Origin of the sequence: Stutzerimonas stutzeri, from assembly GCF_024448895.1 — a bacterium.
Classification (GTDB): domain Bacteria; phylum Pseudomonadota; class Gammaproteobacteria; order Pseudomonadales; family Pseudomonadaceae; genus Stutzerimonas; species Stutzerimonas stutzeri_Q.
This window is the reverse complement of record NZ_JAMOIC010000026.1, coordinates 30,942-54,711: the sequence shown is the minus strand read 5'-3', so window position 1 is coordinate 54,711 and position 23,770 is coordinate 30,942. Positions and strand designations below refer to the sequence as shown.

21 protein-coding genes are annotated in these 23,770 nt (G+C 59.8%); 10 read left to right on the top strand and 11 right to left on the bottom strand.

The genetic code is table 11. The features are described from left to right. The first annotated feature begins 298 nt into the window (after positions 1 to 298). Together NA619_RS21920 and NA619_RS21915 are read left to right on the top strand one after the other, a co-directional pair. Positions 299 to 1,426: a DUF3182 family protein gene (locus tag NA619_RS21920; protein WP_255963919.1), complete on the top strand. Its 1,128-nt coding sequence runs from the start codon at positions 299 to 301 to the stop codon at positions 1,424 to 1,426. Beyond that, the gene (locus tag NA619_RS21915) at positions 1,410 to 2,186 is read left to right on the top strand and encodes an alpha/beta hydrolase family protein (protein ID WP_255963918.1); all 777 of its coding nucleotides are present in this window, start codon (positions 1,410 to 1,412) and stop codon (positions 2,184 to 2,186) included. The genes NA619_RS21920 and NA619_RS21915 overlap by 17 nt, the downstream gene beginning before the upstream one ends. On the opposite strand, the gene NA619_RS21910 is transcribed toward NA619_RS21915, so the two are convergent. Genes NA619_RS21910 through NA619_RS21890 form a run of 5 tightly spaced genes read right to left on the bottom strand, consistent with a single transcriptional unit; the run spans position 2,183 to position 7,764 of the window. Then, the gene (locus NA619_RS21910) at positions 2,183 to 3,211 is read right to left on the bottom strand and encodes an ion transporter (RefSeq protein WP_255963917.1); all 1,029 of its coding nucleotides are present in this window, start codon (positions 3,209 to 3,211) and stop codon (positions 2,183 to 2,185) included. The genes NA619_RS21915 and NA619_RS21910 overlap by 4 nt on opposite strands. After that, entirely contained in the window at positions 3,204 to 3,806 is a 603-nt protein-coding gene (locus NA619_RS21905; protein WP_255963916.1) for a cob(I)yrinic acid a,c-diamide adenosyltransferase, read from the bottom strand. Before NA619_RS21905 ends, NA619_RS21910 begins: the two co-directional genes overlap by 8 nt. 15 nt (positions 3,807 to 3,821) lie before the next feature. After that, on the bottom strand, positions 3,822 to 5,837 hold the full coding sequence (locus tag NA619_RS21900; protein ID WP_255963915.1) for a sensor histidine kinase: 2,016 nt from the start codon (positions 5,835 to 5,837) through the stop codon (positions 3,822 to 3,824). Positions 5,838 to 5,881: 44 nt separating this feature from the next. Continuing rightward, a complete protein-coding gene (locus tag NA619_RS21895; protein ID WP_255963913.1) occupies positions 5,882 to 6,793 on the bottom strand; it encodes a putative 2-dehydropantoate 2-reductase in 912 nt (303 codons plus the stop codon). Positions 6,794 to 6,798: 5 nt separating this feature from the next. Beyond that, positions 6,799 to 7,764: a response regulator gene (locus tag NA619_RS21890; protein ID WP_255963912.1), complete on the bottom strand. Its 966-nt coding sequence runs from the start codon at positions 7,762 to 7,764 to the stop codon at positions 6,799 to 6,801. A 144-nt stretch (positions 7,765 to 7,908) separates the two neighbouring features. On the opposite strand from NA619_RS21890, the gene NA619_RS21885 reads away from it, so the two are divergent. Continuing rightward, entirely contained in the window at positions 7,909 to 8,388 is a 480-nt protein-coding gene (locus NA619_RS21885) for a YajQ family cyclic di-GMP-binding protein (RefSeq protein WP_255963911.1), read from the top strand. A gap of 93 nt (positions 8,389 to 8,481) precedes the next feature. Then, positions 8,482 to 9,306, top strand: a complete 825-nt coding sequence (locus tag NA619_RS21880; protein WP_255963910.1) for a mechanosensitive ion channel family protein — start codon at positions 8,482 to 8,484, stop codon at positions 9,304 to 9,306. Positions 9,307 to 9,348: 42 nt separating this feature from the next. Here the strand turns inward: NA619_RS21880 and NA619_RS21875 are convergent, their stop codons facing one another. Continuing rightward, on the bottom strand, positions 9,349 to 11,049 hold the full coding sequence (locus tag NA619_RS21875) for an AmpG family muropeptide MFS transporter (protein WP_255963909.1): 1,701 nt from the start codon (positions 11,047 to 11,049) through the stop codon (positions 9,349 to 9,351). 34 nt (positions 11,050 to 11,083) lie between these two features. Then, complete coding sequence (locus NA619_RS21870) at positions 11,084 to 11,443, bottom strand: MGMT family protein (protein WP_255963908.1); 360 nt, start codon at positions 11,441 to 11,443, stop codon at positions 11,084 to 11,086. A 149-nt stretch (positions 11,444 to 11,592) separates the two neighbouring features. On the opposite strand from NA619_RS21870, the gene NA619_RS21865 reads away from it, so the two are divergent. Next, positions 11,593 to 12,597 carry a DUF481 domain-containing protein gene (locus tag NA619_RS21865; RefSeq protein ID WP_255963907.1) on the top strand — a complete coding sequence of 335 codons (1,005 nt, stop codon included), beginning with the start codon at positions 11,593 to 11,595 and terminating at the stop codon, positions 12,595 to 12,597. Positions 12,598 to 12,659: 62 nt separating this feature from the next. Here NA619_RS21865 and NA619_RS21860 read toward each other — a convergent pair whose 3' ends face one another. Continuing rightward, positions 12,660 to 13,418, bottom strand: coding sequence for an SDR family oxidoreductase (locus NA619_RS21860; RefSeq protein WP_255963906.1), 759 nt, complete (start codon positions 13,416 to 13,418; stop codon positions 12,660 to 12,662). Between the two features lie 100 nt (positions 13,419 to 13,518). Between NA619_RS21860 and NA619_RS21855 the strand changes: the two genes are divergently transcribed. The 5 genes from NA619_RS21855 to NA619_RS21835 all read left to right on the top strand — a co-directional run bounded on the left by NA619_RS21855 (position 13,519) and on the right by NA619_RS21835 (position 17,518). Then, positions 13,519 to 14,220: a HugZ family protein gene (locus tag NA619_RS21855; RefSeq protein WP_255963904.1), complete on the top strand. Its 702-nt coding sequence runs from the start codon at positions 13,519 to 13,521 to the stop codon at positions 14,218 to 14,220. A gap of 126 nt (positions 14,221 to 14,346) precedes the next feature. Next, on the top strand, positions 14,347 to 14,811 hold the full coding sequence (locus NA619_RS21850; protein ID WP_255963903.1) for an FxsA family protein: 465 nt from the start codon (positions 14,347 to 14,349) through the stop codon (positions 14,809 to 14,811). 249 nt (positions 14,812 to 15,060) lie between these two features. Next, entirely contained in the window at positions 15,061 to 15,354 is a 294-nt protein-coding gene (locus NA619_RS21845; protein WP_019340746.1) for a co-chaperone GroES, read from the top strand. Positions 15,355 to 15,410: 56 nt separating this feature from the next. Further along, positions 15,411 to 17,063, top strand: coding sequence for a chaperonin GroEL (gene groL, locus NA619_RS21840; protein ID WP_255963902.1), 1,653 nt, complete (start codon positions 15,411 to 15,413; stop codon positions 17,061 to 17,063). Positions 17,064 to 17,287: 224 nt separating this feature from the next. Beyond that, a complete protein-coding gene (locus NA619_RS21835) occupies positions 17,288 to 17,518 on the top strand; it encodes a hypothetical protein (RefSeq protein WP_255963901.1) in 231 nt (76 codons plus the stop codon). A 68-nt stretch (positions 17,519 to 17,586) separates the two neighbouring features. On the opposite strand, the gene NA619_RS21830 is transcribed toward NA619_RS21835, so the two are convergent. The 3 genes from NA619_RS21830 to NA619_RS21820 all read right to left on the bottom strand — a co-directional run bounded on the left by NA619_RS21830 (position 17,587) and on the right by NA619_RS21820 (position 23,732). Beyond that, positions 17,587 to 20,634, bottom strand: coding sequence for a multidrug efflux RND transporter permease subunit (locus NA619_RS21830; protein WP_255963900.1), 3,048 nt, complete (start codon positions 20,632 to 20,634; stop codon positions 17,587 to 17,589). 28 nt (positions 20,635 to 20,662) lie between these two features. Beyond that, positions 20,663 to 21,817: an efflux RND transporter periplasmic adaptor subunit gene (locus tag NA619_RS21825; RefSeq protein ID WP_255963899.1), complete on the bottom strand. Its 1,155-nt coding sequence runs from the start codon at positions 21,815 to 21,817 to the stop codon at positions 20,663 to 20,665. Positions 21,818 to 22,106: 289 nt separating this feature from the next. Continuing rightward, positions 22,107 to 23,732 carry a methyl-accepting chemotaxis protein gene (locus tag NA619_RS21820; RefSeq protein ID WP_255963898.1) on the bottom strand — a complete coding sequence of 542 codons (1,626 nt, stop codon included), beginning with the start codon at positions 23,730 to 23,732 and terminating at the stop codon, positions 22,107 to 22,109. Between the last annotated feature and the right edge of the window lie 38 nt (positions 23,733 to 23,770).

Sequence of the window (23,770 nt, the reverse complement as noted above, 5' to 3'; positions counted from 1 at the left end):
ATCGGTGAAGGCGCCAAGGCCTCGCTGAGCGCGTTCGACCACCTGATCCGCAGCTCCGTAGAAGACTGATAGCAGCGGTAAAGATAAAAGGGGGAGCAGATCCAATCTGCTCCCCCTTTTTCGTTGTGTCTGCAGAGCCGTGTAGTCGTGCTGGATTGCAAAAAGAAGGATAGATAGACGACATCCAATGTCTATTCCTTTACACCGGAACCGCTTTGGCTCGGGTGATAACGAGCGAAACGGGCGGTATCAGCCGCTCGCCGCGCATGTATCAGCAGTCCATGGAGCAAGCCCACCGATGATCAATGCGGATACGCCGCAAACGCCCCGAGGGGCTGTAGTGACCTTGGCCAATCGGCCTAGCGAACCCTTGCACGAGAAAACCGTGCACGAGCAACTTGCCAGGCGTCTCGCGTCGCTTCAGGGCATGACCTTCCTCGGCGAATACGATAGCAACGTCGAATATTCGCAATCACTGTACTTCGTTCCATCCGGCACTATCGTTGGCACCAAAGCAGCGCGCGAACTGGGTCTCGATGGTGAAGAAGGCCTGTTCGGCGGTGTAGTGCCGCAGCCATTCGTTCAGACCAAGGCCATCACTCATCCGCTGGTTCGCCCGGATGCCGATGCACCCATCGGCTGGTCTCGCGACTTCGTCAGTCGAGTCATCGGCAGCGTACTACCGGGGTACAGCGTGTTCTCGCTGAACGATGCGCGCGAAGCCGGACGCCGGCTGCTGCATGAAGGGGCGGTGAGGCTCAAACCGGTACGCGCCACCGGCGGGCGGGGACAAGAGCGGATCACGACTGTGCAATCGCTGGACCAAGCTCTGGAGCACATCGATGAGACAGAGCTGGCGCAGTACGGGCTCGTGCTCGAAGCCAACCTGGAGCATGTAATTACCTTCAGCGTGGGGCAGGTTCGGGTTGCTGGGAGCACGCTGAGTTATTACGGGACCCAGCGGCTCACGACCGATAACTCGGGTGAGACGGTTTATGGCGGCTCCGACCTGGTGATTTCCAATGGCGATTTCGATGCATTAATGGCGCTCGACCTCCCGGAAAAGGCACGGCTGGCGGTGTCACAGGCCCAAGTCTACGACGACGCGGCCTCGGCATGCTTTCGAGGCTTCTTCGCCTCACGTCGCAATTACGACATCGCTCAGGGAATCGATGGTCGAGGCCGCGCCTGTTCGGGTGTGCTTGAGCAATCCTGGCGAATCGGCGGGGCCAGTGGCGCGGAGATAGCAGCACTTGATGCGTTCAGGCAGGGCACGACCGGTGCCGTCCGCGCGTCCACGGTCGAGGTCTACGGAGAAGCGCAGACGATTCCAGACGGCGCTACGGTGCTGTTCCGCGGCGAGGACGCCGAAGTCGGCTTCATCACCAAATACGTAACGGTGGAGGCATATGGCAACCCAAAGTGAATGCGTTGACATCCTGGTTGACGACGAACATATCGCGGGTACCTTTCTCTCGCCGCCGACCAAGCTGCCCGGCGTGCTGTTCGTGCACGGCTGGGGTGGCAGTCAGGAACGCGACCTGTCGCGCGCGCGTGGTATTGCGGGCCTGGGCTGCATCTGCCTGTCGTTCGACTTGCGTGGTCATGCCCTGACCCTGGCGCAGCAGCAGACGGTCACGCGCGAGCACAATCTGAATGATCTGCTTGCCGCTTATGACTTGCTGGCGCAGCACCCCAATATCGACCCGTCCGCAATCGCCGTGGTTGGCACCAGCTACGGAGGCTACCTTGCGGCATTGTTGACCACGTTGCGGCCAGTGAAATGGCTCGCGCTGCGCGTTCCGGCGTTGTATGCGGACGATGACTGGATAGTGCCGAAACGGCAGCTGAATCGTGATTTTCTCAATCAGCTGCGGGGCCGCCGCGTCACGCCGGAGGAGAACCGGGCGTTGGCGGCCTGTGCAGAGTTTCGTGGAGACGTGCTCATCGTCGAGTCCGAGCATGATCATCTGGTTCCGCACAGCACTATCATGAGCTACCGGGCTGCGTTTCATCAGACGCACTCGCTGACGCACCGGATCATTCTCGGCGCGGATCACGCGTTGAGCACCGAATGCTGTCAGAAGGCCTACACCGATATCCTGGTGAAATGGGCAACCGAGATGGTGGTAGGCGCGCGTCTGGATCAGCAGGAAGGCGTGGCTGCAGCCAACAGGATTTCCTAGCCCGGCGGGGCGGGTGGCTGAATGGGGCCGACGAAGCGGCTCCAGCGTCGATCGAGCACCTGTTGCTTGAGCACTTCGATCACGTCGACCAGCAATTCTTCGAGCGCAAGATCGGTGTGTTCGTCCTGATAAACCCAGGCTTCGAAGAATTCATCAGCCAGACTGCGCGCCAGCCGTTGGAATTGCGGGCTCTGTAGTCCTTCTGCCGCACCTTGCAGCAGGCGTGCGGCAATATCGGCCAGGGCTTCGTCGAGCGTATCGGCAACGCGACCGCCCATGGGCAGCCGCCGCAGGCTGGTCACTTCCGGATTGTTAAGCAGCGCCTGGTGAATAAGCCCGCCCACGTAGCCTTCGATGGCTCCCCGATTGTCCCGATAACCGCTCTCAAGCATGCTTTGCATGCGCCGGGACAGATCATTGAGCAAGCGTTCCTTGCGCGGCCTCACCACCTCTTCGAGCAGCCTGCGGGAAAGATCATCGCTGGCGCCGATCTCTTGTTGCATGCGGCTGAACAGCCGAACCATGACTCGGTCCGACAACTCTTCGAGCAACAGTGAGTAGTAGCGATGGACCACGCCGAAAATTGCCCAGCGGCGCATGTCGATCAGGCCTAGCCGTTGCAGGCGAATCAACAGGCTGCCGACGCGCAAGACGCGTAGCCAGCGGAAGCCCGTCAGCGGAATGCAGCCGAGCACGTCGTACCAGTGTGCGAACGGGTAGTAATACCAGCGAGCGTAGCGTCGCTCGAACAGTGCGATCGTCCAGCCGAGCAGTACGTCGAGGACGAAGATCGATACGAAGCCCAGATCGATGAGCTGGAAGTTGCTATGAATGGTGGCGTCGTATCGCTGATGAAGGTCAGGCAGCCAGTTAGCCAGTGCCTGATTGATCGGCGGCACGATGAACAGGCTGTCTAATACGATCAGCCCCAAGTTGATGCAGACCAGCAGGACGATGAACACTTCCCACGCCGCGTGCAGCCCGTCACGCAGGCGCTCGCGATGGTCCGCAGTCGGCTCAGTCATTGGTTTGGGTTTCGGCGCTGGCAGGAGCGCTGGCGGCATGCCAGAGAATTTCGGCGCAGCCCTGACGGCGCGCGATCAGCCTGGCCACCACGAAGAACAGGTCAGACAGGCGATTGAGATAAGCCAGTCCAACCGCACGTAACGGCTCGATGGCGTTGAGCTGCTGACAGCGGCGTTCACTGGTACGAGCCATGCTCCGGCACAGGTGGGCGAGGGCGATCAGGCGTGTTCCGCCGGGCATGATGAAATCCTCTAGCGGCCCGAGCTCCTGATTCCAGTGATCGATGGCAGCCTCCAATCGAGCCACCTCGGCATCTGTCAGTGCCTGATATTCCGGCATTGCCAGCTCGCCCCCCAGATCGAAGAGGCGATGCTGACAAGGACTGAGCACTTCGATCAGCTCGGCGAGGGCCGGCCAGCGGGTCTGGGCTTCGGCGAGCTCAGCCAATAGCAGCCCAAGCTGGCTGTTGAGCGTATCGATTTCACCCATCGCCTCGATCCGCGGATGATCCTTTGGCACGCGTCGGCCGTCGGCCAGGCCGGTTTCGCCGGCATCACCGGTGCGTGTGTAGATCTTCGAGAGTCTGTTGCCCATCTGTAATTCCTTGGTTCAGCTCGTGGGAGTATCTGAGGCCGATGTCAGCGGCAGGCGCAGGGTGAACGTCGTTCCCTGCTCGGGTCTGCTCTGCACTTCCATCTGGCCCTTGTGATTATTGGTGATGATGAAATACGAAACGGAAAGGCCCAGCCCGGTTCCCTGACCCACCTCTTTGGTCGTGAAGAAAGGCTCGAAAATCCGTTTGCGGATGTTCTCCGGAATGCCGCCGCCATTGTCTTCGACCTGGATCTCGGCCCATGGCGGGTTCAGCCGGGTACGCAGAATGATCTGCCCGCGGCCTCGTTCCGGATGCTGGTGGATTGCCTGTGCGGCGTTTTTCAAGAGGTTCAGCAGCACCTGCTCCAGTTCGTTGCCAATGCACGGCACCCGATCGACCTGCGGATCGAAGTCACGGACGATCTCGATGGAACGGAAATCGAAACCGTCCATCAATGCGAAGTCGTTGCCGGCGATCTCCAGCGCCTGATCGATGAGTATCGGCAACTGGCACTCGGCCAGCTGCCGGTTGCTCAGGCGGCTGAAGCTCAGCATGTGACTGACGATTTTCGCGGCCCGCGAACCTGCCTGTTGAATGCCGTCGAGCAGCTGAGGAATTTCCCGTCGTTGCAGGTACTGATTGACCGCCGATAGCGAGACCCCAGTTTCCTCAGCGGCTTCGCGGTTGCGTTCCAGATCCGGCGACAGCCGTCGGCGTATGTTCTGTGCATTGTGCAAAATGGCGCCGAGCGGGTTGTTGATCTCATGGGCCATGCCGGCGGCGAGGCTGCCCACCGAAAGCATCTTCTCCGACTGCACCATGATTTCTTCCATGTTGATGCGATCGGTGATGTCGTCGATGCGGATGACCACGCCACGCCCGCCGCCGCCCATCAGCGGATAGAGCGTCAGCGCGTAATGTCGGGGTTCGTCGTTGAAGGTCCAGGTGACGCGCTCGATCTTCTCGACCTGATGGTGTTCGGATGTCCGGCGGATCTGAGTCAGGAAGGGCCGTAGCGGTTCGAAGGCGATGAATACCGGTTGGTTCAGGGCATCGTCGATGGATGTTCCGGACAGGGCGCTGGCCTGCTGATTCCACTGGGTCACGTAGAGCTGCTCGTCCAGCGCGATAAGGACCGAGGGCATGGAGTCGATAATGCTGTTGAGGTAATTCTGGAACCCGGTGAGCTTCTTCTCGATCTTGCTGCGGACCTGAACCTCCAGCTCGAGCTTGCGGTTGGAATGCCGGGTTTCTTCTGCCAGCCCCTGGGCGTGGTCGAAGGCTTCCTGAGCGTCGTCACGGGCGCGTTTGAGCTGCTGCTCGCGGGCCTCCATACGCGACAGCATTGTGTTGAACGCATCTGCCAGATTGCCAATCTCATCCCGGTTTCTAGGGGTCGCGCGCAGCGAATAGTCTTCCTCCCGCGTGACCTGGCGGGACAGCGCTTCGAGATCCCGGATCGGCCGGGTGATCAGCCTTCGAATCTGCCGTGCGACCAGCGCCCATAGCAGCACACTGGCCAGCAGAATGGCCAGACTTGCCGTGAAGGTGCCGGTATAGAAGGCTCCAGGCAATTCGCTACTGGCGACGATCAGCAGATGGCCCGGCGGACCTGCGGTTTGCGGCAGTTCAACGAGCAGGTTGGCGCGCATCTCGCTCTTTTGCCACGCCGGCAACGCGTTGATCTGCTCTGGCAAGTCCAGTGCGTCGCCGCGAAATAGCTGGGCCAGACGCCTGCCCGTGTTGTCGTAGATCACCGCTGCGCGCAGCGGCGCATAGTCGTGCAGCTTCTGTAACAGCTCGTCAGCGGCTGATTCGGACGCGAGGGCGCGATTACTGAGTTCGGGCGTGGCGAGCAGGGCGCCCAGGGTATGCATGGCTTGCGGCGCGACGCTCTGGCGAGAAATCCAGTAGGCCGCACTAATGAAGGCGAGGTTGGACACCAGCAGCACCGCTGCGAGCAGTACGAGCAGGGCGATCAGCAGCTTGCGGCCGACCGGAAGATTTTCAAGGCGCTGGCGCAGGGTCATGGCAGCCACGGGCACGAAGGGTGTTGCAGCAGGGTAGCGGTGCCTCAGTCCGCGGGCAATCCGCGCAGCTCAAGGAATGCCTGGAGCTGTTCCAGAAGAGTCGCGAGCCTGGGTGTTACCACTCCGTGCTGTTGCGCTACGCGGCATGCCTGGCCAATCAGAAAACTCACTTCGGTGCGGCGCCCGTTCCGTACGTCCTGGTGCATCGATGAGTAATTGTTAGCAGTCGCTTCGATGACCTTCAACACTTCATCTTCGAGGTCGAAGGCTGCATCGGCCTGTTGGCAGGCCCGCAACAGGTCGCCGAGCTCGTCGCAGAGTGAACTCAGCTGCTCGCGGTGGGCCGGCAGGGCGCCGTTGCGACAATCATGAAGAACGCTCAACGGGTTGATCGCACAGTTGATTGCAAGCTTGCGCCACAACTTGCTCATGATGTCGTCGGTCCAGGCATGAGGAATCCCTGCCTGTTCCAGCTCGGCGAGCCACGGCGCTGGCTCAAGATTGAGGGGATCGCCCAGCCAATTCTGCCCTTGACCGGCGTGGACGATACCGAAGTCGTCCTGACGATAGGCGCCTTCGGTGCTGGATATGAAGATGCATCGGCTGTCGGGCCAGCGCTCTGCGATCGCCTGCTGGCTGCCTAGGCCATTCTGCAAGAGAAGAATTTCCGCTCCAGCAGCCAGTCGTGATGCGACCTCGGCCACGGCTGCCTCGGCGTCGTAGGCCTTGCAGGCTACAAGCAGTCGTTCAATTGGGGTGTTCGTATCGGGTAGCTCTGCGGGGACAGGATAACGACAGGATTTACCAGTCTCGCTCAGCGCCAGACCGCCCGCGTTATGGTAGTCCTCCAGTCGTTGTGGGCTGCGCAGGATCAGACGCAGCGGTACGCCTGCTCGAAACAAGCGGGTCGCCCAGAGCCCGCCAAGGCTCCCGGCGCCGAGTACATGCCAGGTCACGACCGTCAGCCCGGCTGCTTGTAGCGCAGTGGCACGATTCGTCCCGTGGCATAGGCGTCCGGCAGCAGCGCCTCGGCGCGATCGATGATCATCACTGTGTGGACCGGTAATACGCTTGCGTCGAGGCTGACCATTCCAATACCGGCCTTGATAGAGATAAATCCCTCGCTGGTCTTGAATGCTTTGAGATTGAGCCCTTCATGAAGCCGTTTGAAGCTGCTCGGCGAGCACGCGCGAAGATCGTCGATCAAGGTGACTACACCGAAATGCCGATCATCCAGACGGGTCAGGACGTCCAATGGACGAACCAGTTGTTGCAGGCGCCGTGCTACGCCTCGCAGTAGCTCATGGTGAAACGCTAGGCCGTAGCGTTCCCGCTGGCTGGTTATTTCGGGCAGCCCGATCACCAGGTAGCAAAGGGCGCCGCCACGGCTTTCGATCTGGCGCAGGCTGTCGCCGAGCCGCTGCTCAAGGTAGCGTCGATTGCCAATGCCAGTCACCGGGTCGATCAGGTTGCGTTGTTCAAGGCTTGCAATGTTCTCGGTCAGGAGCCGGTTTTCCCGCATCAGGCGCTGCAGCGAGCCACATAGCCGATCCGCTGCGTAAACCCGTGGAACCAGCTGGTCGTTCATGACCGATTTGCCGATAAAGTCGTCCACGCCGTGATCGAACGCCTTGCTCAGCACATCCTGACCGTCACGGCCGGTAAGCAGGATGATGTAGGTGTAATGATCGGACATCTCGTCCTGTTGCCGGACTTGGGTGGTCAGTTCCAGTCCGTCCATCTCCGGCATCAGCCAGTCGGCCAATAGCACGTTAGTGGGGCGTTGTTCGATCAGCTCCAATGCCGCGCTGGCGCTGTTGGCGAAGCGGACATCTTCATATCCCGCCTTGGCCAGCGCGCGCCCTATCATCACGCTGGAAAACTTGGCGTCGTCGACCACCAGGATGCTGAGTTGGGGGTTGGGCATGTACGGACTCGATGAGGGATGTGACCCTGAAGGTGGGTGGTCGGGTCTTATTGCCCTGAACCGTTATAATGATGGCCCATTTGAACCGTCAAGCTAAGCGCGCTGGGTCACACCCTTGCGCCGTTTCCATCAGGAGGAAGCCCCATGCCCTCGTTCGACGTGGTGTCCGAACTGGACAAACACGAAGTGACCAACGCCATCGAGAATGCCACCAAGGAACTTGAGCGGCGTTACGACCTGCGTGGCAAAGGCAGTTTCGAACTCAAGGAACTGACCGTCAATCTGACCGCCGATGCTGATTTCCAATTGGAGCAGATGCTGGAAATCCTCAAGTTGAGCCTGGTCAAGCGCAAGATCGATATCCAATGCCTCGAATTCAAGGATCCTTACCCGTCTGGTAAATCGGTCAAGCAGGAAGTCATGCTGCGCGAAGGGATCGACAAGGAGCTGGCGAAAAAGATCGTCGCGCATATCAAGGACGCCAAGCTCAAGGTACAGGCTGCCATCCAGGGTGAGCAGGTCCGCGTCACCGGTAAGAAGCGCGATGATCTGCAAGAAGGTATCGCACTTCTTCGTGCCAAGGATTTCGGCATGCCGTTGCAGTTCAACAACTTCCGTGATTGAGTCTTAGCCCGCGCAACCGCGCGTACTTCCCCGCATTAACCGAGCGACTGGCCTGGAAAGGTGCGCTCGGTGTTCCAAGGAGTCTCCTCGCTAATGGATTTCAGTGTCGATTATCTGGTTGAGCTTTCCGAAGCCTGGTTGCCGATCGTTATTCAGTATGGCGCTCAGGTCGCGCTTGCGCTCTTTACCTTTCTACTCGGTTGGTGGTTGATCAACAAGTTTGTTGCCAAGGTCGGCAACTTGTTGAAGCGCCGCCAGGTCGATCCATCGTTACACGGCTTCATCGAAAGTCTCTCGAGCATCGTGCTCAAGGCGCTGCTGCTGATAAGCGTGGCTTCGATGATCGGGGTGGAAACCACCTCTTTCATCGCAGTCATCGGTGCGGCGGGTCTGGCGATTGGCTTGGCGCTGCAGGGTAGCCTGGCCAACTTCGCCGGTGGCGTGCTGATCCTGGTCTTCCGGCCCATTCGCGTAGGTGAGTGGATCGAGGCGCAGGGCGTATCAGGCACGGTGCATTCGATACAGATATTTCATACGGTGCTCAAGTCCGCCGACAACAAGACCATCGTGGTGCCTAACGGCAGCCTGTCCAATAGCCACATCACCAACTTCTCCCGAGAGCCGCGTCGTCGGGCCGATATCAACATTGGTATCGATTACGGCGCCGATATCAAGCTGGCGCGCAAGATCCTGCTCGAGATTGCCGATGACGAGCGCGTCCTGCGCGACCCCGAGCCGGTAGTCCACGTTGTCGGGCTGGCTGATAGTTCAGTGAACCTCTCACTGCGGGTATGGGTGGCCACTGGGGATTTCTGGCCGGTGACGTTCGGCTTTACCGAAAGGGTAAAGGAGCGATTTGACGAGGCGGGTATTGGCATTCCGTTTCCGCAACGGGTTGTGCATCTGGTTCAGCGCTGATCGGCCACCAGATACGAAAAAGCCGGCTATGCCGGCTTTTTATCAGCTTCGTTCGGTGCTTGTCAGCGGGTCTGACGAGTCGGCTTGCTTGCGGGTACGCGACCATTGCCAGGCAATCAGCACCAGCGTCGGTATGCCCAGCAAGGCGGTTACCAGAAAGAAGTCACTGTAGCCAAGCCGTTCGACCATGACACCGGAATAACCGCCCAGCAGGCGCGGCAACAGCAGCATCAACGAGCTGAGCAGGGCGTACTGAGTGGCCGAGAACTTGAGATTGGTAAGGCTCGAGAGATAGGCGACAAAGGCGGTGGAGGCCAGCCCGCCGCTGAAGTTGTCGCAGGAAATGGTCACGATCAGCATGTTCAGATTTGCGCCCATCTCGACGAGCAACATGAACATGAGATTGGTTGCCGCAGATGCCGCACCGCCAATGAACAGAATCGGCAGAATGCTGAAGCGCACGATCAGCAGGCCTCCGAATGCAGCGCCCAGCAGCGTCATGATCAGCCCGAAGAGTTTGCTGACGCTGGCGATCTGATCCTTGCTGAAACCCTGGTCGATATAAAAAACGTTCGCCATTACGCCCATCACCGTGTCCGACATCCGGTAAGTAGCGATGAGCCCCAGCAGCAGCAGTGCCTGCCAGCGATAGCGCACGATGAAGTCGGTGATCGGGGTCAGCACCGGGCCCATCAGAATTCGACCGGGGCCGCACAGACAACCCCAGCAGATCAATAGGTACATGGTTCCGCGCGGCCAGTAGCCGCCCCAGTAGGACTGGAACATGCCGGTAATCGAGACCATCAGAATGATCAGTACGATCACCGAGACCGCCTGATGAACGAAGTCGAATCGTGACGGGCGTTGCCGTTGACCGGCCTGTTGCAGCATCTGCCGTACTGGCGTCAGCAGCGTACGGCCCCAGGGTGATAGCGAACCAATGATGAATAGTAGATAAAGAATTGCACGTGGCCAGGCCTGTGCGATCAAGGCGTTGATCATCGCCGGGACGGAAATCAGCAGGACCAGCAGCAAGCCAACCCCGGCAAGCTGATGGTTGAAACTGAATATGGAAGGCTCGTTGGGCAGCGGCGCTGCGCCCTTAGGCTCGGGAATCAGCAGGCTGGTCACCAGTCCCGGCAGGATCAGCAGCGCAAAGATGACGTAGGTGAGCGCCCAGGCAGACTGGCTGTACTCCACATTTGTCGAACCCAGCCACTCGGCAAGAAACAGCGCGCCGGCGCTCGCCAGCAACATGGCGATCCGGTAGCCCGTCATGTAGCTCGCCGCCAGGGTCGCCTGCAGCTTGTCTTCGGCAATCTCCAGGCGATAGGCATCAATGGCAATGTCCTGGGTCGCAGACGCGAAGGCCACCGCTACTGCAAGGGCGATCAGCATCGTTAGGTTGTGCTGCGGATTGCACAACGCCATGCCGATCAATCCGATTGCAATCACCACCTGCGACAGCACTAACCAGGATCGGCGTCGTCCCAGCGCGCCAAGCCACGGCAGTCGCCATTGGTCGAGCATCGGCGACCATACCCATTTGAACGCATAGGCCAGGCTGATCCAGCTGGCAAAACCAATGGTTTCGCGCGAGACACCGGCTTCACGCAGCCAGACAGATAGCGTGGAAAAAACCAGTATCGCCGGCAGGCCAGCAGCGAAGCCGAGGATCAGCAGCGTAATGGAGGCAGGGCTGGCATAGGCGGCGAGGGCGGTGCGCCAGGTTTCACGGGACATATGACGGGACGGCGATAGATATGAAGCGCGCACTCTACCCGCTGTGCTCCGCCGATTGCCAGCCGTGCCGACGTATGTCGACGCGGTCGTTGATGATGGTTACGCCCTCGGCTCGCAGACGCATGCGCTGTTCGTGTCCGGCGACGCTACCGGCTGGAAGGCTCAGCCGTCCGCCTGCTGCGATGACCCGGTGCCAGGGTAAACGGGTGCCATCCGGTAATTGTGACATCAGTCTCCCAACCCAGCGTGCAGCGCGGCCCAGCCCGGCCAGGCGAGCAAGTTCGCCGTAGCTCACCACCTTGCCTTCTGGTATCTGCGCCATGACCAGATAAACTGCCGCCCGGCGAGATTCGGCGTCGGCCGCTAGCGGAGGTGAGGGCAATCGGTCGGTCATGGCTTTCCTGTGTCCCCGCTGTTCCGGGTGGTTTGAATGGGCGAAGACGCTGAACTCGGAACCCGTTCAGCGGTCTGTGCTTGCTGTGAACAGAAGCATAGGGATAATGCCGCCTTTCTAACCGCACTTGCGCAGATTTCCAGCCCTCTATGTTTTCCAGAACGCTCCTTTGCATATCCCTTTCCGTAATCGCCCTGCCATCGCTCGCCGACACCGTATGGTTGAAAAACGGCGACCGCCTGACCGGTAAGATCAGCCTTCTCGATGGCGGCAAACTGCTCATCGAAACCGAATACGGTGGCTCGATTCCGGTGAAGTGGAGTCAGGTGGCCACTCTGGAGTCCAATCAGGAGCTGCTGATCAAGCAGGATGACGTGACCGGTGAGGTCGCCAAGTCGCTGCAGGCTTCTGACGACGGTACGGTTGTTCTGAACAACGGTGGCGCGGCGCATCCGGTCAAACTCGCCAGCATCTCGCAGATCATTCGTCCAAAACCGCTGGTTCACGACCTGACCTGGAAGGGCAACGTGGACGTTGCGCTGGATTACAAGCGCGCCGAGACGGATACGGATGACTACGATATATCCTTCAAGAACTCCGCGCGCCATGGCCTGTGGCGACATAACGCCTCCGCCAATTACACCCGCGAATACCGCAACGATGTCACCTCGACGGATAACTGGGACGCCGAATACGCGCTTGACCGATTCATCGACGAGCATTGGTTCTGGCAGGGGCGGTTGGAGTACAAGCGCGACAGGATCGAAGATGTACGTCGTCAGCGCACCCTTGGTACCGGTCCCGGTTATCAGTTCTGGGATAACGAGCTGGGTGCGTTCTCACTCGCTGCATTGGCCAACCGCAGTGATTACGAGTTTGCCAACGGCAATAAAGAAGATTTTTATTCGCTAGCGATGAAGTGGAACTACAACCGCTATCTGGTCGGTAAGACCTTCGAGCTTTTCAGCAACGGTGAGATCGGCAAGCCGCTTGAAAACGTAGCTGATTACGAGCTGGATGCTGAAGTAGGGCTGCGATACAAAGTCACCGACTGGGCCTCGTTGAACTTGAAGGCTGAAAAGGACATCGTCAGCGGCGCGGAAAGCGATATGGACGAAACGCGTTACAGCGTGGGCTTTGGCGTGGGCTGGTAAAGGCCGGCCAACGATCCTTGTTACTGACCGGGCGCCTTAGGCGCCCGGTTTCGTTAGGCCTTTTAGAGGCGCAGTCCGCCGTCCAATTCCAGAATCCGACCGGTGTAATAGTCGTTTTCAAAAATGTAGGCCACAGAGTGGGCGATTTCCAAAGGCTTGCCGAGCCGCTTGAGCGGAATGCCCGCGGTCATCTTTTCCAATGCGTCAGGTTTCATGCTGGCGACCATTTCGGTCTCGATGAAGCCGGGCGCAACGCCCGCAACACGAATGCCGTAGCGCGCCAGCTCCTTGGCCCATACGACGGTGTCGGCCGCTACACCGGCCTTGGCTGCTGAGTAATTTGCCTGACCCATGTTGCCCGCACGCGAAATCGAAGAGATGTTGACGATCGCGCCCTGGCGTTTCAGCTCGATCATCTTTGCGGCGACTTCCCGCGTGCAAAGGAAAACCCCGGTGAGGTTGACGTCAATCACCGCCTGCCATTGCGCCAGGCTCATCTTCGACAGCTCGCCGTCCTTGACCTTGACGGTCAGGCCATCACGGAGAATGCCTGCGTTGTTGACCAGGCCGTCGAGGGCTCCGAAGTCGTCGCTGACCTGATTCACCATGTGGCTGACCTGCTCTTCATTGGCGACGTTGCACAGGTAGGCGCGTGCATCCCCGCCGGCCGCTTTGCACGCCGCTACAGCGTCGTCCAGCCGATCCTGATTGAGGTCGACCAACGCCAGTCGGGCGCCCTTGCCTGCGAGGTATTCACCCATTGCACGGCCTAGTCCCTGACCGCCGCCGGTGATGATGATGACCTTGTCTTTCAATTGCATGCCCAACTCCTCTTACCTTCGAATGCCGCCAAACGACGTTCGCTGATGAAACCGTTATGCTTGGGCTCCGTCGAAATGATCCCGCCCTCGAGGAGCACCTGTGAGCGCCGAAGCCGCCAAGCATGCCCGACAACTCCTGCTCAAGGAATACCGCGCTGTGCTCTCCACTCACTCGAAAGCCATGCCGGGATTTCCATTTGGCTCAGCGGTGCCTTACTGCCTGAGCGAAGAAGGCTGGCCGCTGATTCTGATCAGCCGCATCGCCCAGCACACCAAGAACCTGGAGGCCGATCCGCACTGCTCGCTGCTGGTAGCCGAGCGGGGCGCAGAGGACGTTCAGGCCACTGGGCGCCTCACTTTGCTGGCCGAGGCGCAGCGGATTATCGATGACGCTGCTGTGGGAGCGGCGGCCGGGCGCTATTACCGCTACTTTCCCGAATCCAGCGACTATCACCGCGTTCACGATTTCGATTTCTGGATGTTGAAGCCGGTGCGCTGGCGATACATCGGTGGCTTTGGCGCCATTCACTGGTTGGACGATGTTGCGCTGGCCAACCCTTTTGCGGGTGCGGGCGGTGAGATCGACATGCTCGATCACATGAATCAGGATCACGCTGCAGCGATCGCCCATTACGTCCGGCAAGCCGACCTGCCCGCGATACCGGAGGCCCGCATGGTCGGCATCGACAGCGAAGGTTTCCACCTCGGTATCGGTCATGCCATTCATTGGCTGGCATTCCCCGAAAGTTGCACCAGTCCCGGCGCGGTCCGGCAGGCGCTGGTGGCAATGGCGAAGCGCTGATTAAGCCTCGTGTAAGCGCACCGGAGAATAATCCAGTTACAGCCTCTTTCGCGGATGGGTTGAATTTGCGCTGCCCTGCCGTCATCTACACGAATTCGGAAGCCGTTCTTCCGCCAAGGACTATCGATGCGAATTTTCTTACTGCTGTTTCTCCTGTTTCCGCTGGCCGAGCTGGCGTTGCTGATCAAGGTCGGCAGCTCTGTCGGGGTGTTGCCGACCATCCTGCTGCTGATCATCAGCGGCATGGCGGGCATTCTGCTGATGCGTCTGGCCGGTTTTGCCACTGCCTGGCGCGCGCGTGAGCGCCTTGCCCGGGGTGAATTGCCGGAGCGGGAAATGCTTCAAGGCCTGATGATGGCCGTAGCGGGCGGATTGTTGTTCCTCCCCGGATTTCTCAGCGACATCGTGGCGTTGCTGGTCCTGTTTCCGCCGTCGCGAAAACTGTTTCTCGGCTTTGTCCGACGTCGTGTCGAGGCGCAGGCTCAGCGCCGCCGGGCATTCTCCGATGACCTGCACCAGCAGCAGGCGCATCGGGAGGGGCCGCAGCGGCCCAACGTCATCGAGGGTGAATGGGAGCGTCGCGATAAATAGCCTCTGCTCCTGATGAAAAGGCATGCCTCGCATGCCTTTTTTTATCGTCACGGATGCAAAAAATCCGCGTTCAGCCCTTGAAATCATTTTTGACGCCCGCATGTAGCGGTCACCGCAAGGTCGCTGTCGCATTTTGACAGTCCGTCTTCTGCGGCTCGCGTAGCGGGCCGCAACCGGCACCGCCGGATTTGCCAACCCGTCGATGAAACAACATCGGCATGGAAACCACTGTACTAGGAGAGATCGACAATGAAGCTTCGTCCTCTGCATGACCGCGTCGTGATTCGTCGCAGCGAAGAAGAAACCAAGACCGCTGGTGGCATCGTGCTGCCGGGCTCCGCTGCCGAGAAGCCAAACCGTGGCGAAATCGTCGCTGTAGGCACTGGCCGCGTTCTGGACAACGGCGAAGTCCGTCAGCTGGCCGTCAAGGTTGGCGATCAGGTTGTATTCGGCCCTTACTCCGGCAGCAACACCGTCAAGGTTGACGGCGAAGACCTGCTGGTGATGAGCGAGAACGAGATTCTCGCCGTCGTCGAAGCCTGATCAGCGCTCGCTTATAGCGAACTGCGTTCCATCAACAGATTTGAGGAAGAATCAACATGGCTGCTAAAGAAGTTAAGTTCGGCGACTCCGCTCGCAAGAAGATGCTGGTTGGCGTAAACGTCCTGGCTGACGCGGTAAAAGCGACCCTCGGCCCGAAAGGCCGTAACGTCGTCATCGAGAAGAGCTTTGGCGCTCCGACCATCACCAAGGATGGCGTTTCCGTTGCCAAGGAAATCGAGCTGAAGGACCGTTTCGAGAACATGGGCGCGCAGCTGGTCAAGGACGTTGCCTCCCGTGCCAACGACGATGCGGGCGACGGCACTACCACCGCTACCGTGCTGGCTCAGTCGATCGTCAACGAAGGCCTGAAAGCCGTAGCTGCCGGCATGAACCCGATGGACCTCAAGCGCGGCATCGACAAGGCGACCATCGCCATCGTTGCTGAGCTGAAAAACCAGTCCAAGCCTTGCGCTGATTTCAAAGCCATCGCTCAGGTTGGCACCATCTCCGCCAACTCCGACAGCTCCATCGGCGCCATCATCGCCGAAGCCATGGAGAAGGTCGGTAAAGAAGGCGTGATCACAGTTGAAGAAGGCTCGGGCCTGGAAAACGAACTGTCCGTCGTAGAAGGCATGCAGTTCGATCGTGGCTACCTGTCCCCTTACTTCATCAACAAGCCTGACACCATGGTCGCCGAGCTGGACAGCCCGCTGCTGCTGCTGGTCGACAAGAAGATCTCCAACATCCGCGAAATGCTGCCGGTGCTGGAAGCTGTTGCCAAAGCCGGTCGCCCGCTGCTGATCGTTGCTGAAGACGTCGAGGGCGAAGCCCTGGCGACTCTGGTCGTGAACAACATGCGTGGCATCGTCAAGGTTGCTGCGGTCAAGGCACCTGGCTTCGGCGATCGTCGCAAGGCCATGCTGCAGGATCTCGCAATCCTGACTGGCGGTACCGTGATTTCCGAAGAAGTCGGCCTGAGCCTGGAAACCGCTACCCTGGAGCACCTGGGTAACGCCAAGCGCGTCGTACTGAACAAGGAAAACACCACCATCATCGATGGTGCTGGTCAGCAGGTCGACATCGAAGCCCGCGTTGCGCAGATCCGCAAGCAGGTTGAAGACACGACTTCCGACTACGACAAAGAGAAGCTGCAAGAGCGTCTGGCCAAGCTGGCTGGCGGTGTTGCCGTGATCAAGGTCGGTGCCGGTACCGAAGTTGAAATGAAAGAGAAGAAGGCCCGTGTCGAAGACGCGCTGCACGCAACCCGTGCTGCCGTTGAAGAGGGCGTGGTCCCTGGCGGCGGTGTCGCTCTGGTCCGTGCTCTGCAGGCCATCTCCGAGCTGAAGGGCGAAAACGCCGATCAGGACGTGGGCATCACGCTGCTTCGTCGCGCTGTCGAAGCGCCGCTGCGCCAGATCGTTGCCAACTCCGGTGGCGAGCCAAGCGTTGTGGTCGACAAGGTCAAGCAGGGCAGCGGTAACTACGGTTACAACGCTGCGACCGACGAGTACGGCGACATGATCGAGATGGGTATTCTCGACCCGGCCAAGGTAACCCGTTCTGCTCTGCAGGCCGCGGCTTCCATCGCCAGCCTGATGATCACCACTGAAGCGATGATTGCTGAAGTGGCTGATGACAAGGCAGCTGGCGGCGGCATGCCAGATATGGGTGGCATGGGCGGCATGGGCGGCATGGGCGGCATGATGTAAGCCAGCCGGCACCTAGCGTCATAAAAGCCCCGCCTAGTGCGGGGCTTTTTTGTGTCTTTCAGAAAGTGTCAGGACGCTTGGAGCGCGATAATCGCCGAGCGGCGGACAGTTTGAGTCGAGCAAGTTCTGCTCAATAAGTAACCACCTGTCTTTTTTTTGCGCACCCCTCGAAATTGTCGACTATGGTGAGCTACTCGATTCACCTAATAACAAGGGTTTGCGCGATGAAACTTGAAATTGCTCGAGGATTGTTTCTGGTTGGTTCGCTCGGTGTCGCATCCTTGTGTGCGGCCGCCTGGAGTGAACCAGATGCCAGGGTTGTCGCTCGTAGCGAACTCAGCAGTCATTGCGCAGTTCCAAGCGTGGCCCGAGCTTCGTTCTCGGATGCTCGTCCCGATCAGGACCTTCTGCTGTTCATGTACGGCCTATCACAGAGCCTTGTAGGGCGCAGCTGAGCCGCGCACCTACCGATCTCCACATAGCCCTCAGTTGGATCGGTCCGGCACCGTCGCGGTGCCGACGGTTAATGAGACGCCACCGGCGCCTTAGCCCTGTCAGGGCTTGCAATCAACGTATATACCGCCGGCAATACGAACAGCGTGAACAGCGTGCCGACGGTCATGCCTGTGGCGATCACCATTCCTATATCGAAGCGGCTCACCGCGCCCGCACCGCTCGCCAGTATCAGCGGCACCATGCCGAATACGGTCGCGGCTGTTGTCATCAGAACCGGCCGCAGGCGAATCGCAGCCGCTTCTTCTACAGCTTCCCGACGACTCAGTCCCTGCTCCCGACGCAGCTGATTGGCGAACTCGACGATCATGATCCCGTGCTTGCTGATCAAGCCGATCAAGGTGACCAACCCGACCTGGGTATAGATGTTCATGCTCGACAGCCCGAGAAACAGCGGCACCAGGGCACCGCAGATCGATAGCGGCACCGTTACCAGGATCACCAGCGGGTCTCGGAAGCTCTCGAACTGTGCGGCCAGCACCAGAAAGATGATGGCCAGCGCAAGGGCGAACGTCGTGTACAGCGCAGTGCCTTCCTGAATGTACTGGCGCGACGCGCCTGCATAATCGTAGGTGAAGCCCTGTGGCGCTTCCTCCTGCGCGATGGCGCGTAGCGTTTCGATGGCCTCGCCCATGCTGACGATCGGAAAGCCTTGGATGGTTGCGGCGTTGAGCTGCTGGAACTGGGACAGCTGCGTCGGACGCGCGCGGTCACTTACCTTGATCAGCGTGGACAGGGGCAACATCTCACCCTGACCATTCTTCACATAGTAGTTGCTCAGCCAGCCGGGATTGTCCCGGTAGGCCTGCTCGACCTGCGCGATCACCTTATAGCTGCGGCCTTCGATGGTGAATCGATTGATCTCGCTTTCGCCCAGCAGTGTAGCCAGCGTCAGCCCGAGATCTTCCATGGTGACGCCCATCTGCGCGGCTTTTTCACGGTCGATATCGACCACGACTTCCGGTTTGTCGAAGGCCAGATCGACGTCGAGAAAGGCAAACTTGCCAGATGCCTGAGCTTTTTCCTTGATGCGCTCCGTCACCTGCAGCAGCGACTCGTAGTCGCTCGCGGTGTTGATCACGAACTGGAAGGGCAGACCTTCTCCGGTGCCAGGCAGAGACGGCAGGTTGAAACCGAAGACCTGTAGCCCCGGGATCTTGTCGATCTGCGCCTGGACCTCTGGCAGCACCTCCATTTGAGTGCGGTCCCGCTCGTCCCACGGCGTCATCAGAAAGCCGCCAATACCGCTCTGCACGCCGTTGAAGCCATTGATCTGGAACCAGGAGTAGTACTCCGGGAAGGCCTGGAAGATCTCCAGAAACTGATCCGTGTAGGCATTCAGGTAATCGAGGTTGGCGGTCTGAGGCGCGCTGGCCATCATGAAAATAATGCCCTGATCCTCCTCGGGTGCCAGCTCGCTCTCGGTGAATTTGAGCAGTACGGGAATCAGGCCGAGCACGAGCACGGCGAACACCAGCACCACCGGGCGTGTGTTCAGGGTGCCGTGCAGGGCGCGCTGGTAGCGCAGCTTCAGCCGATCGAAGATCAGGTCAAGCCGGTGTGCAAGCCCAGAGGGATTTTCTTCATGGCGCAGCAGGCGAGAGCACATCATCGGCGAAAGCGTCAGCGCCACTAGGCCGGAGATCAGCACCGCGCCGGCCAATGTCAGCGCGAACTCTTGGAACAGGGCACCGGTAAGGCCCTGGAGAAAGCCGATGGGTGCGTAAACCGCTGCCAGAGTAATGGTCATGGTGACCACCGGCATGGCGATCTCGCGAGCGCCATCTATTGCCGCCTGAAATGGCGTCTTGCCTTGCTCGATATGCCGATGGATGTTCTCCACCACAACAATGGCGTCGTCCACCACCAGGCCAATCGCCAATACCATGGCCAACAGCGTCAGCAGGTTGATCGAATAGCCCATCGTCTGCATGAAGAACATCACGCCGATCATCGACAGTGGGATGGTAACAACCGGGATCAATACCGAGCGCAGCGACCCAAGGAACAGGAACACCACCACAATGACGATCACCACTGCTTCAGCGAGAGTTTTCACCACTTCGTCGATCGAGGCCTGGATGAAGCGCGTCGCGTCGTAGGCGATGGTGACCTTCAGCCCTGGCGGCAGCTGCGACTCGATCTCCGGCATCACGGCGCGCACTTCGCTGATCACGTCCAGAGGGTTGGCGCTGGGAGTCCCTTTCACGCCGATGTAGACCGAAGGAATGCCGTCGAACGAGCTGATGGCGTTGTAACTCTCGGCACCCATTTCAACCCGTGCCACATCACCGAGCAGCACGCGGCTGTCACCCTGCGTTTTCAGCGGAATGGCGGCGAAGGCTTCCGGTGTCTTCAGCTCGGTATCGGCATTGATGCTGGTGACGACGTATTGGCCCTTAACCTCGCCAGCGGCGGCGAGGAAGTTGTACTTGCGTACGGCCTCGTTCACATCCCCGGCGGACAGGCCATAAGCGGCCAGCTTCACCGGATCCAGCCAGAGGCGCATGGCGAAGACCTGATTGCCGAGAATCTCCGCTTCGGCCATGCCGGGCAGGGTGGCCAGCTTTGGCTGGATCACGCGCGACAGGTAATCGGTGATCTGCGGGTTGCTCAGTTGTTCGCTGTAGAAACTGATGTACATGAGCGCCGTGGAGTCTGCGGCCTGCTTGTTCAGCACAGGGTCTTCGGCGTTCTGCGGCAACTGGTTCTTCACCGAGTTGGCCTGGCTGAGCAGTTCCGTATAGAGCCGGTCGGTGTCCGCGCCGATACGGGCGTAGACCGAGATGATCGAGACGTTCTGCTGGCTGACCGAGGTCATGTAGTCCACGCCTTCGGCGCTGGCCAGACTCTGCTGCAGCGGCTGGGTGATGTAGCCCTGAATGGTCTCGGCATTGGCGCCGGGATACGCGGTGGTCACGGTGATCAGCGCGCTTTCCATCTGCGGGTACTGGCGGATCACCAGGCTGTTGAAAGCCTGGAATCCCAGCAGCACGACCAACAGACTGATCACGCTGGCGAGCACCGGACGACGGATGAATGGATCGGTAAAAGCCATGACGATCGATGTCCCTATAGCCGACGCTTCAGCGTGCGTCGGACCGGCTGTTTTGCTCGAGTTCGAGTGTGCGTTTCTCGGCGATCGCCACGTGTGCGCCGCTGTCCAGCTTGAGCTGTCCGGCTATGACGACCTGTTCGCCAGCCTCGAGCCCCTCCAGAATCACCACTTGCCCTTCGCGGCGCTCGCCGGTTTTGACGAAGCGCCGTTCGACCACGAGATAGGGTTCGCTGCGTGGGGGCGCTTCAGCGCCGTCTTCAGGCTCGGGTGGTTGACCTTCCTTCACCGCCAGAACCGAGTTGCCGTAGAGGGTATAGGTGATCGCGGTTTCCGGGACGATGACCTCCTGCTTCTCGCCTGGCAGCAGCACCTGGAGGTCGGCAAACATGCCTGGCAACAGGCGCTCGCCCGGGTTGGCCAACTCGGCACGAATCTGCACGTTGCGTGTGGTGATCTCCACCTTCGGGTTCAGCGCAACGATCCTGCCCTCGAACGCTTCACCAGGGAAAGCCGCGACACGGACTCGCACGGGCTGACCGATGGCCAGCAATGGCACCTGTTGCTCGGCCAGATAGAAATCGACGAAGAGGGTCGACAAGTCCTGCAGAGTCGCAATGGGCGTGCCTGCCGCGACGAAGTTACCAACATCGACCTGTCGGATGCCGATGGTGCCGGAGAAGGGCGCCAGGATGCGTTTCTTCGCCAGGCTGGCCTTCAGCTGAGCCACGCTGGCCTTCGCTTTCTGCGACTCGGCGTTGAGCCGGTCGAACTCGCTACGAGAGATGGCCTGGCGATCGACCAGGCTCCGGGCGCGCTCGAACTCGACCTTGGCCAGGTGAAGATCGGCCTCCGCAGCGGCCAGAGTGGCTTGCTCGATTTCGCTGTCGAGCAGCACGATCGGCTGGCCCTTGCGCACCTTTTCACCCGAGGTGAATTGGACGTCGCTGATGGTGCCGGCGATCTCCACCGAAAGATCGATGCCTTGCGAGGCAGTGAGGGTGCCTATGGCCGGAAGCCGACTTTGCCAAGGGGCTCTGCTGGCTTCGACTACCTCGACATTGATCGGCGGCTTCGGTGCCTTGAATTGCTGGATCTGTGTGTAAATGGAGTTGAACTTGATGGCGGCGAGGATCAGTACTACGACGATCACCGCGCCGAGCATGATGAGCATGCGGCGCAACATTTTCCGTATTCCTTGGAGAGATGAGCCGGCTAGCCACTGCCGAGTAACGAGGCAGCCGTTCAGGATGCACGAGCTGTGACTGGCACAGACATGCGCCGGTCATGGCTTTGGTTGTTGTCCCGGGGACAGGAAGACAAGGAAATTAGTCGCGAACCGTGCGCAAGTAAAGCGAGAAGTCAGTCTTCGGCTATTGGTGCTGACAAGGGGCGTGCATCGAGGGCTAACTTTCGCCACCAGCCTATGGCGATAGCGAGGCCCCGCCGAGACGGGGCGTGCTGGGTGGATGAGGTCAACCGGCCAGGCGGTGGGTCACTTCAGTGAGTTGCGCCGACAGACCATGCAGGTTCTGGCTGGCCTTTTCAGTGCGTTCGACGTTGTCCTGATTGGTCGTGGCGATGGCGGTGATCTCGGTCAGGTTGCGCGAAATATCTTCGGCAACCGACGTCTGCTCCTCGGCCGCGGTAGCGATCTGGCGGTTCATGTCGCGGATCGCCTCGACCTCCTGGGTGATGCGTTGCAGCATGCTGCCTGCTTCGGTGACCTGCTCCACGCCTTCGGCGCTGCGCGCCTGGCCGCCTTCGATCGCGCGCACCGCGTCCACCGCGCCAGTCTGCACACTGTCGATGATCTGATGGATCTCGGAGGTTGAGTCAGCGGTGCGTTTGGCCAGCGTACGGACCTCATCGGCCACAACCGCAAAACCGCGTCCCGCCTCGCCGGCGCGAGCGGCTTCGATGGCGGCGTTGAGCGCGAGCAGGTTGGTCTGGTCGGAGATGCCTCTGATGACCTCCAGCACTTTGCCGATGCGGCCACTGTCAGCTTCCAGACGGCGGATGACGTCGGCAGTGTTACTGATCTCGCCGCGCATGTGAGTGATCGTCTGGATAGTCGAGCGCATCATGGTCTCGCCCTGCTGCGCCGAATGATCCGCTGCGTCAGCGGCGCGCGCGGCTTCGGCAGCATGGCGGGCAACCTCCTGTGCGGTTGCGGACATCTCATGCATGGCGGTTGCCACCTGATCCGTGCGCGAAAACTGTTCCCGAGTGCCTTGACCCATAAGGGTGGCGATGGCGTTGAGCTCGCCACTGGCACTGTCGAGGTCCGAGGTGCTGCGTTGCAGTCGGGTAAAGGTGTCGGCCAGGAAGTCGCGCAATACGTTGGCGGCTACGGCCAGGCGGCCCAGTTCATCGGCGCGGCCGGTATCCACCCGCTCCTTGAAATTGCCCTGGCTGAGGTTGGCGATGTGATCGATCAGGTGCCGTATCGGATTGATCAGATTGCGATTGACCAGCCAGAGGCTGAGCAGCCCGATCAGAACACCGGCTGCGATCATCACCAGCGTGCCGGCGATGATGGCCTGGTCAGCCGCATGGCTGATGCTCCCGGAGCTGACCTGAGCGGAATCACGCAACTGGTTGACCAGCGTGCTGAGCTGCTCGCTAGTGGCGCGGTCAATACCTTTCACCGCGGCATCGCCTGCATAGGGGTCGCCACTGGCGCTGACGAAGGCGTCTCGGCCTCGTCGATAGGCGACGCCTAGCGCCTGGTGTTCGTCCTTCAATTTCTGGATCTGGCTCGCCAGTGCTGAGTCGTGCTGGTTAGCCTGAACGAGCGTGCCGAGCAGCGTCTGCACCTTGCGCTCCTGGTTTTCGAAGCTCTGCCAGAATTTGCTCAGGTTTTCAGCAGACTTGCCACGCAAGAGCACGTTCTTCCATTCCTGGACCTGAACCTTGAACTCCAGGTTGGCCTCGTTTATCAAGCGTGAGGATTCGATCGGCCCTTTCAGCAGCTGCTGATAGGCAGAGATGCCGTCGGAAAGAAATGAAAAGCTGGCCAGCGCGATGACCATCACCAGCAGCAAGCTGCCACCTATCAGGGACAACAACTGCGCACGCAGAGATTTGTTCAGGAACATCAGGGCGGTCTCGTATCGAAAGGATGCGCTTGCGGGAG

Coding starts and splice junctions, on each gene's coding strand:
- NA619_RS21910 (WP_255963917.1), bottom strand. CDS start 3,211: ATGACTGAGCCGACTGCGGACCATCGCGAGCGCCTGCGTGACGGGCTG.
- NA619_RS21825 (WP_255963899.1), bottom strand. CDS start 21,817: ATGTTGCGCCGCATGCTCATCATGCTCGGCGCGGTGATCGTCGTAGTA.
- NA619_RS21860 (WP_255963906.1), bottom strand. CDS start 13,418: ATGCAATTGAAAGACAAGGTCATCATCATCACCGGCGGCGGTCAGGGA.
- NA619_RS21905 (WP_255963916.1), bottom strand. CDS start 3,806: ATGGGCAACAGACTCTCGAAGATCTACACACGCACCGGTGATGCCGGC.
- NA619_RS21820 (WP_255963898.1), bottom strand. CDS start 23,732: ATGTTCCTGAACAAATCTCTGCGTGCGCAGTTGTTGTCCCTGATAGGT.
- NA619_RS21920 (WP_255963919.1), top strand. CDS start 299: ATGATCAATGCGGATACGCCGCAAACGCCCCGAGGGGCTGTAGTGACC.
- NA619_RS21845 (WP_019340746.1), top strand. CDS start 15,061: ATGAAGCTTCGTCCTCTGCATGACCGCGTCGTGATTCGTCGCAGCGAA.
- NA619_RS21890 (WP_255963912.1), bottom strand. CDS start 7,764: ATGCCCAACCCCCAACTCAGCATCCTGGTGGTCGACGACGCCAAGTTT.
- NA619_RS21885 (WP_255963911.1), top strand. CDS start 7,909: ATGCCCTCGTTCGACGTGGTGTCCGAACTGGACAAACACGAAGTGACC.
- NA619_RS21875 (WP_255963909.1), bottom strand. CDS start 11,049: ATGTCCCGTGAAACCTGGCGCACCGCCCTCGCCGCCTATGCCAGCCCT.
- NA619_RS21900 (WP_255963915.1), bottom strand. CDS start 5,837: ATGACCCTGCGCCAGCGCCTTGAAAATCTTCCGGTCGGCCGCAAGCTG.
- NA619_RS21830 (WP_255963900.1), bottom strand. CDS start 20,634: ATGGCTTTTACCGATCCATTCATCCGTCGTCCGGTGCTCGCCAGCGTG.
- NA619_RS21865 (WP_255963907.1), top strand. CDS start 11,593: ATGTTTTCCAGAACGCTCCTTTGCATATCCCTTTCCGTAATCGCCCTG.
- groL (WP_255963902.1), top strand. CDS start 15,411: ATGGCTGCTAAAGAAGTTAAGTTCGGCGACTCCGCTCGCAAGAAGATG.
- NA619_RS21915 (WP_255963918.1), top strand. CDS start 1,410: ATGGCAACCCAAAGTGAATGCGTTGACATCCTGGTTGACGACGAACAT.
- NA619_RS21835 (WP_255963901.1), top strand. CDS start 17,288: ATGAAACTTGAAATTGCTCGAGGATTGTTTCTGGTTGGTTCGCTCGGT.
- NA619_RS21870 (WP_255963908.1), bottom strand. CDS start 11,443: ATGACCGACCGATTGCCCTCACCTCCGCTAGCGGCCGACGCCGAATCT.
- NA619_RS21850 (WP_255963903.1), top strand. CDS start 14,347: ATGCGAATTTTCTTACTGCTGTTTCTCCTGTTTCCGCTGGCCGAGCTG.
- NA619_RS21880 (WP_255963910.1), top strand. CDS start 8,482: ATGGATTTCAGTGTCGATTATCTGGTTGAGCTTTCCGAAGCCTGGTTG.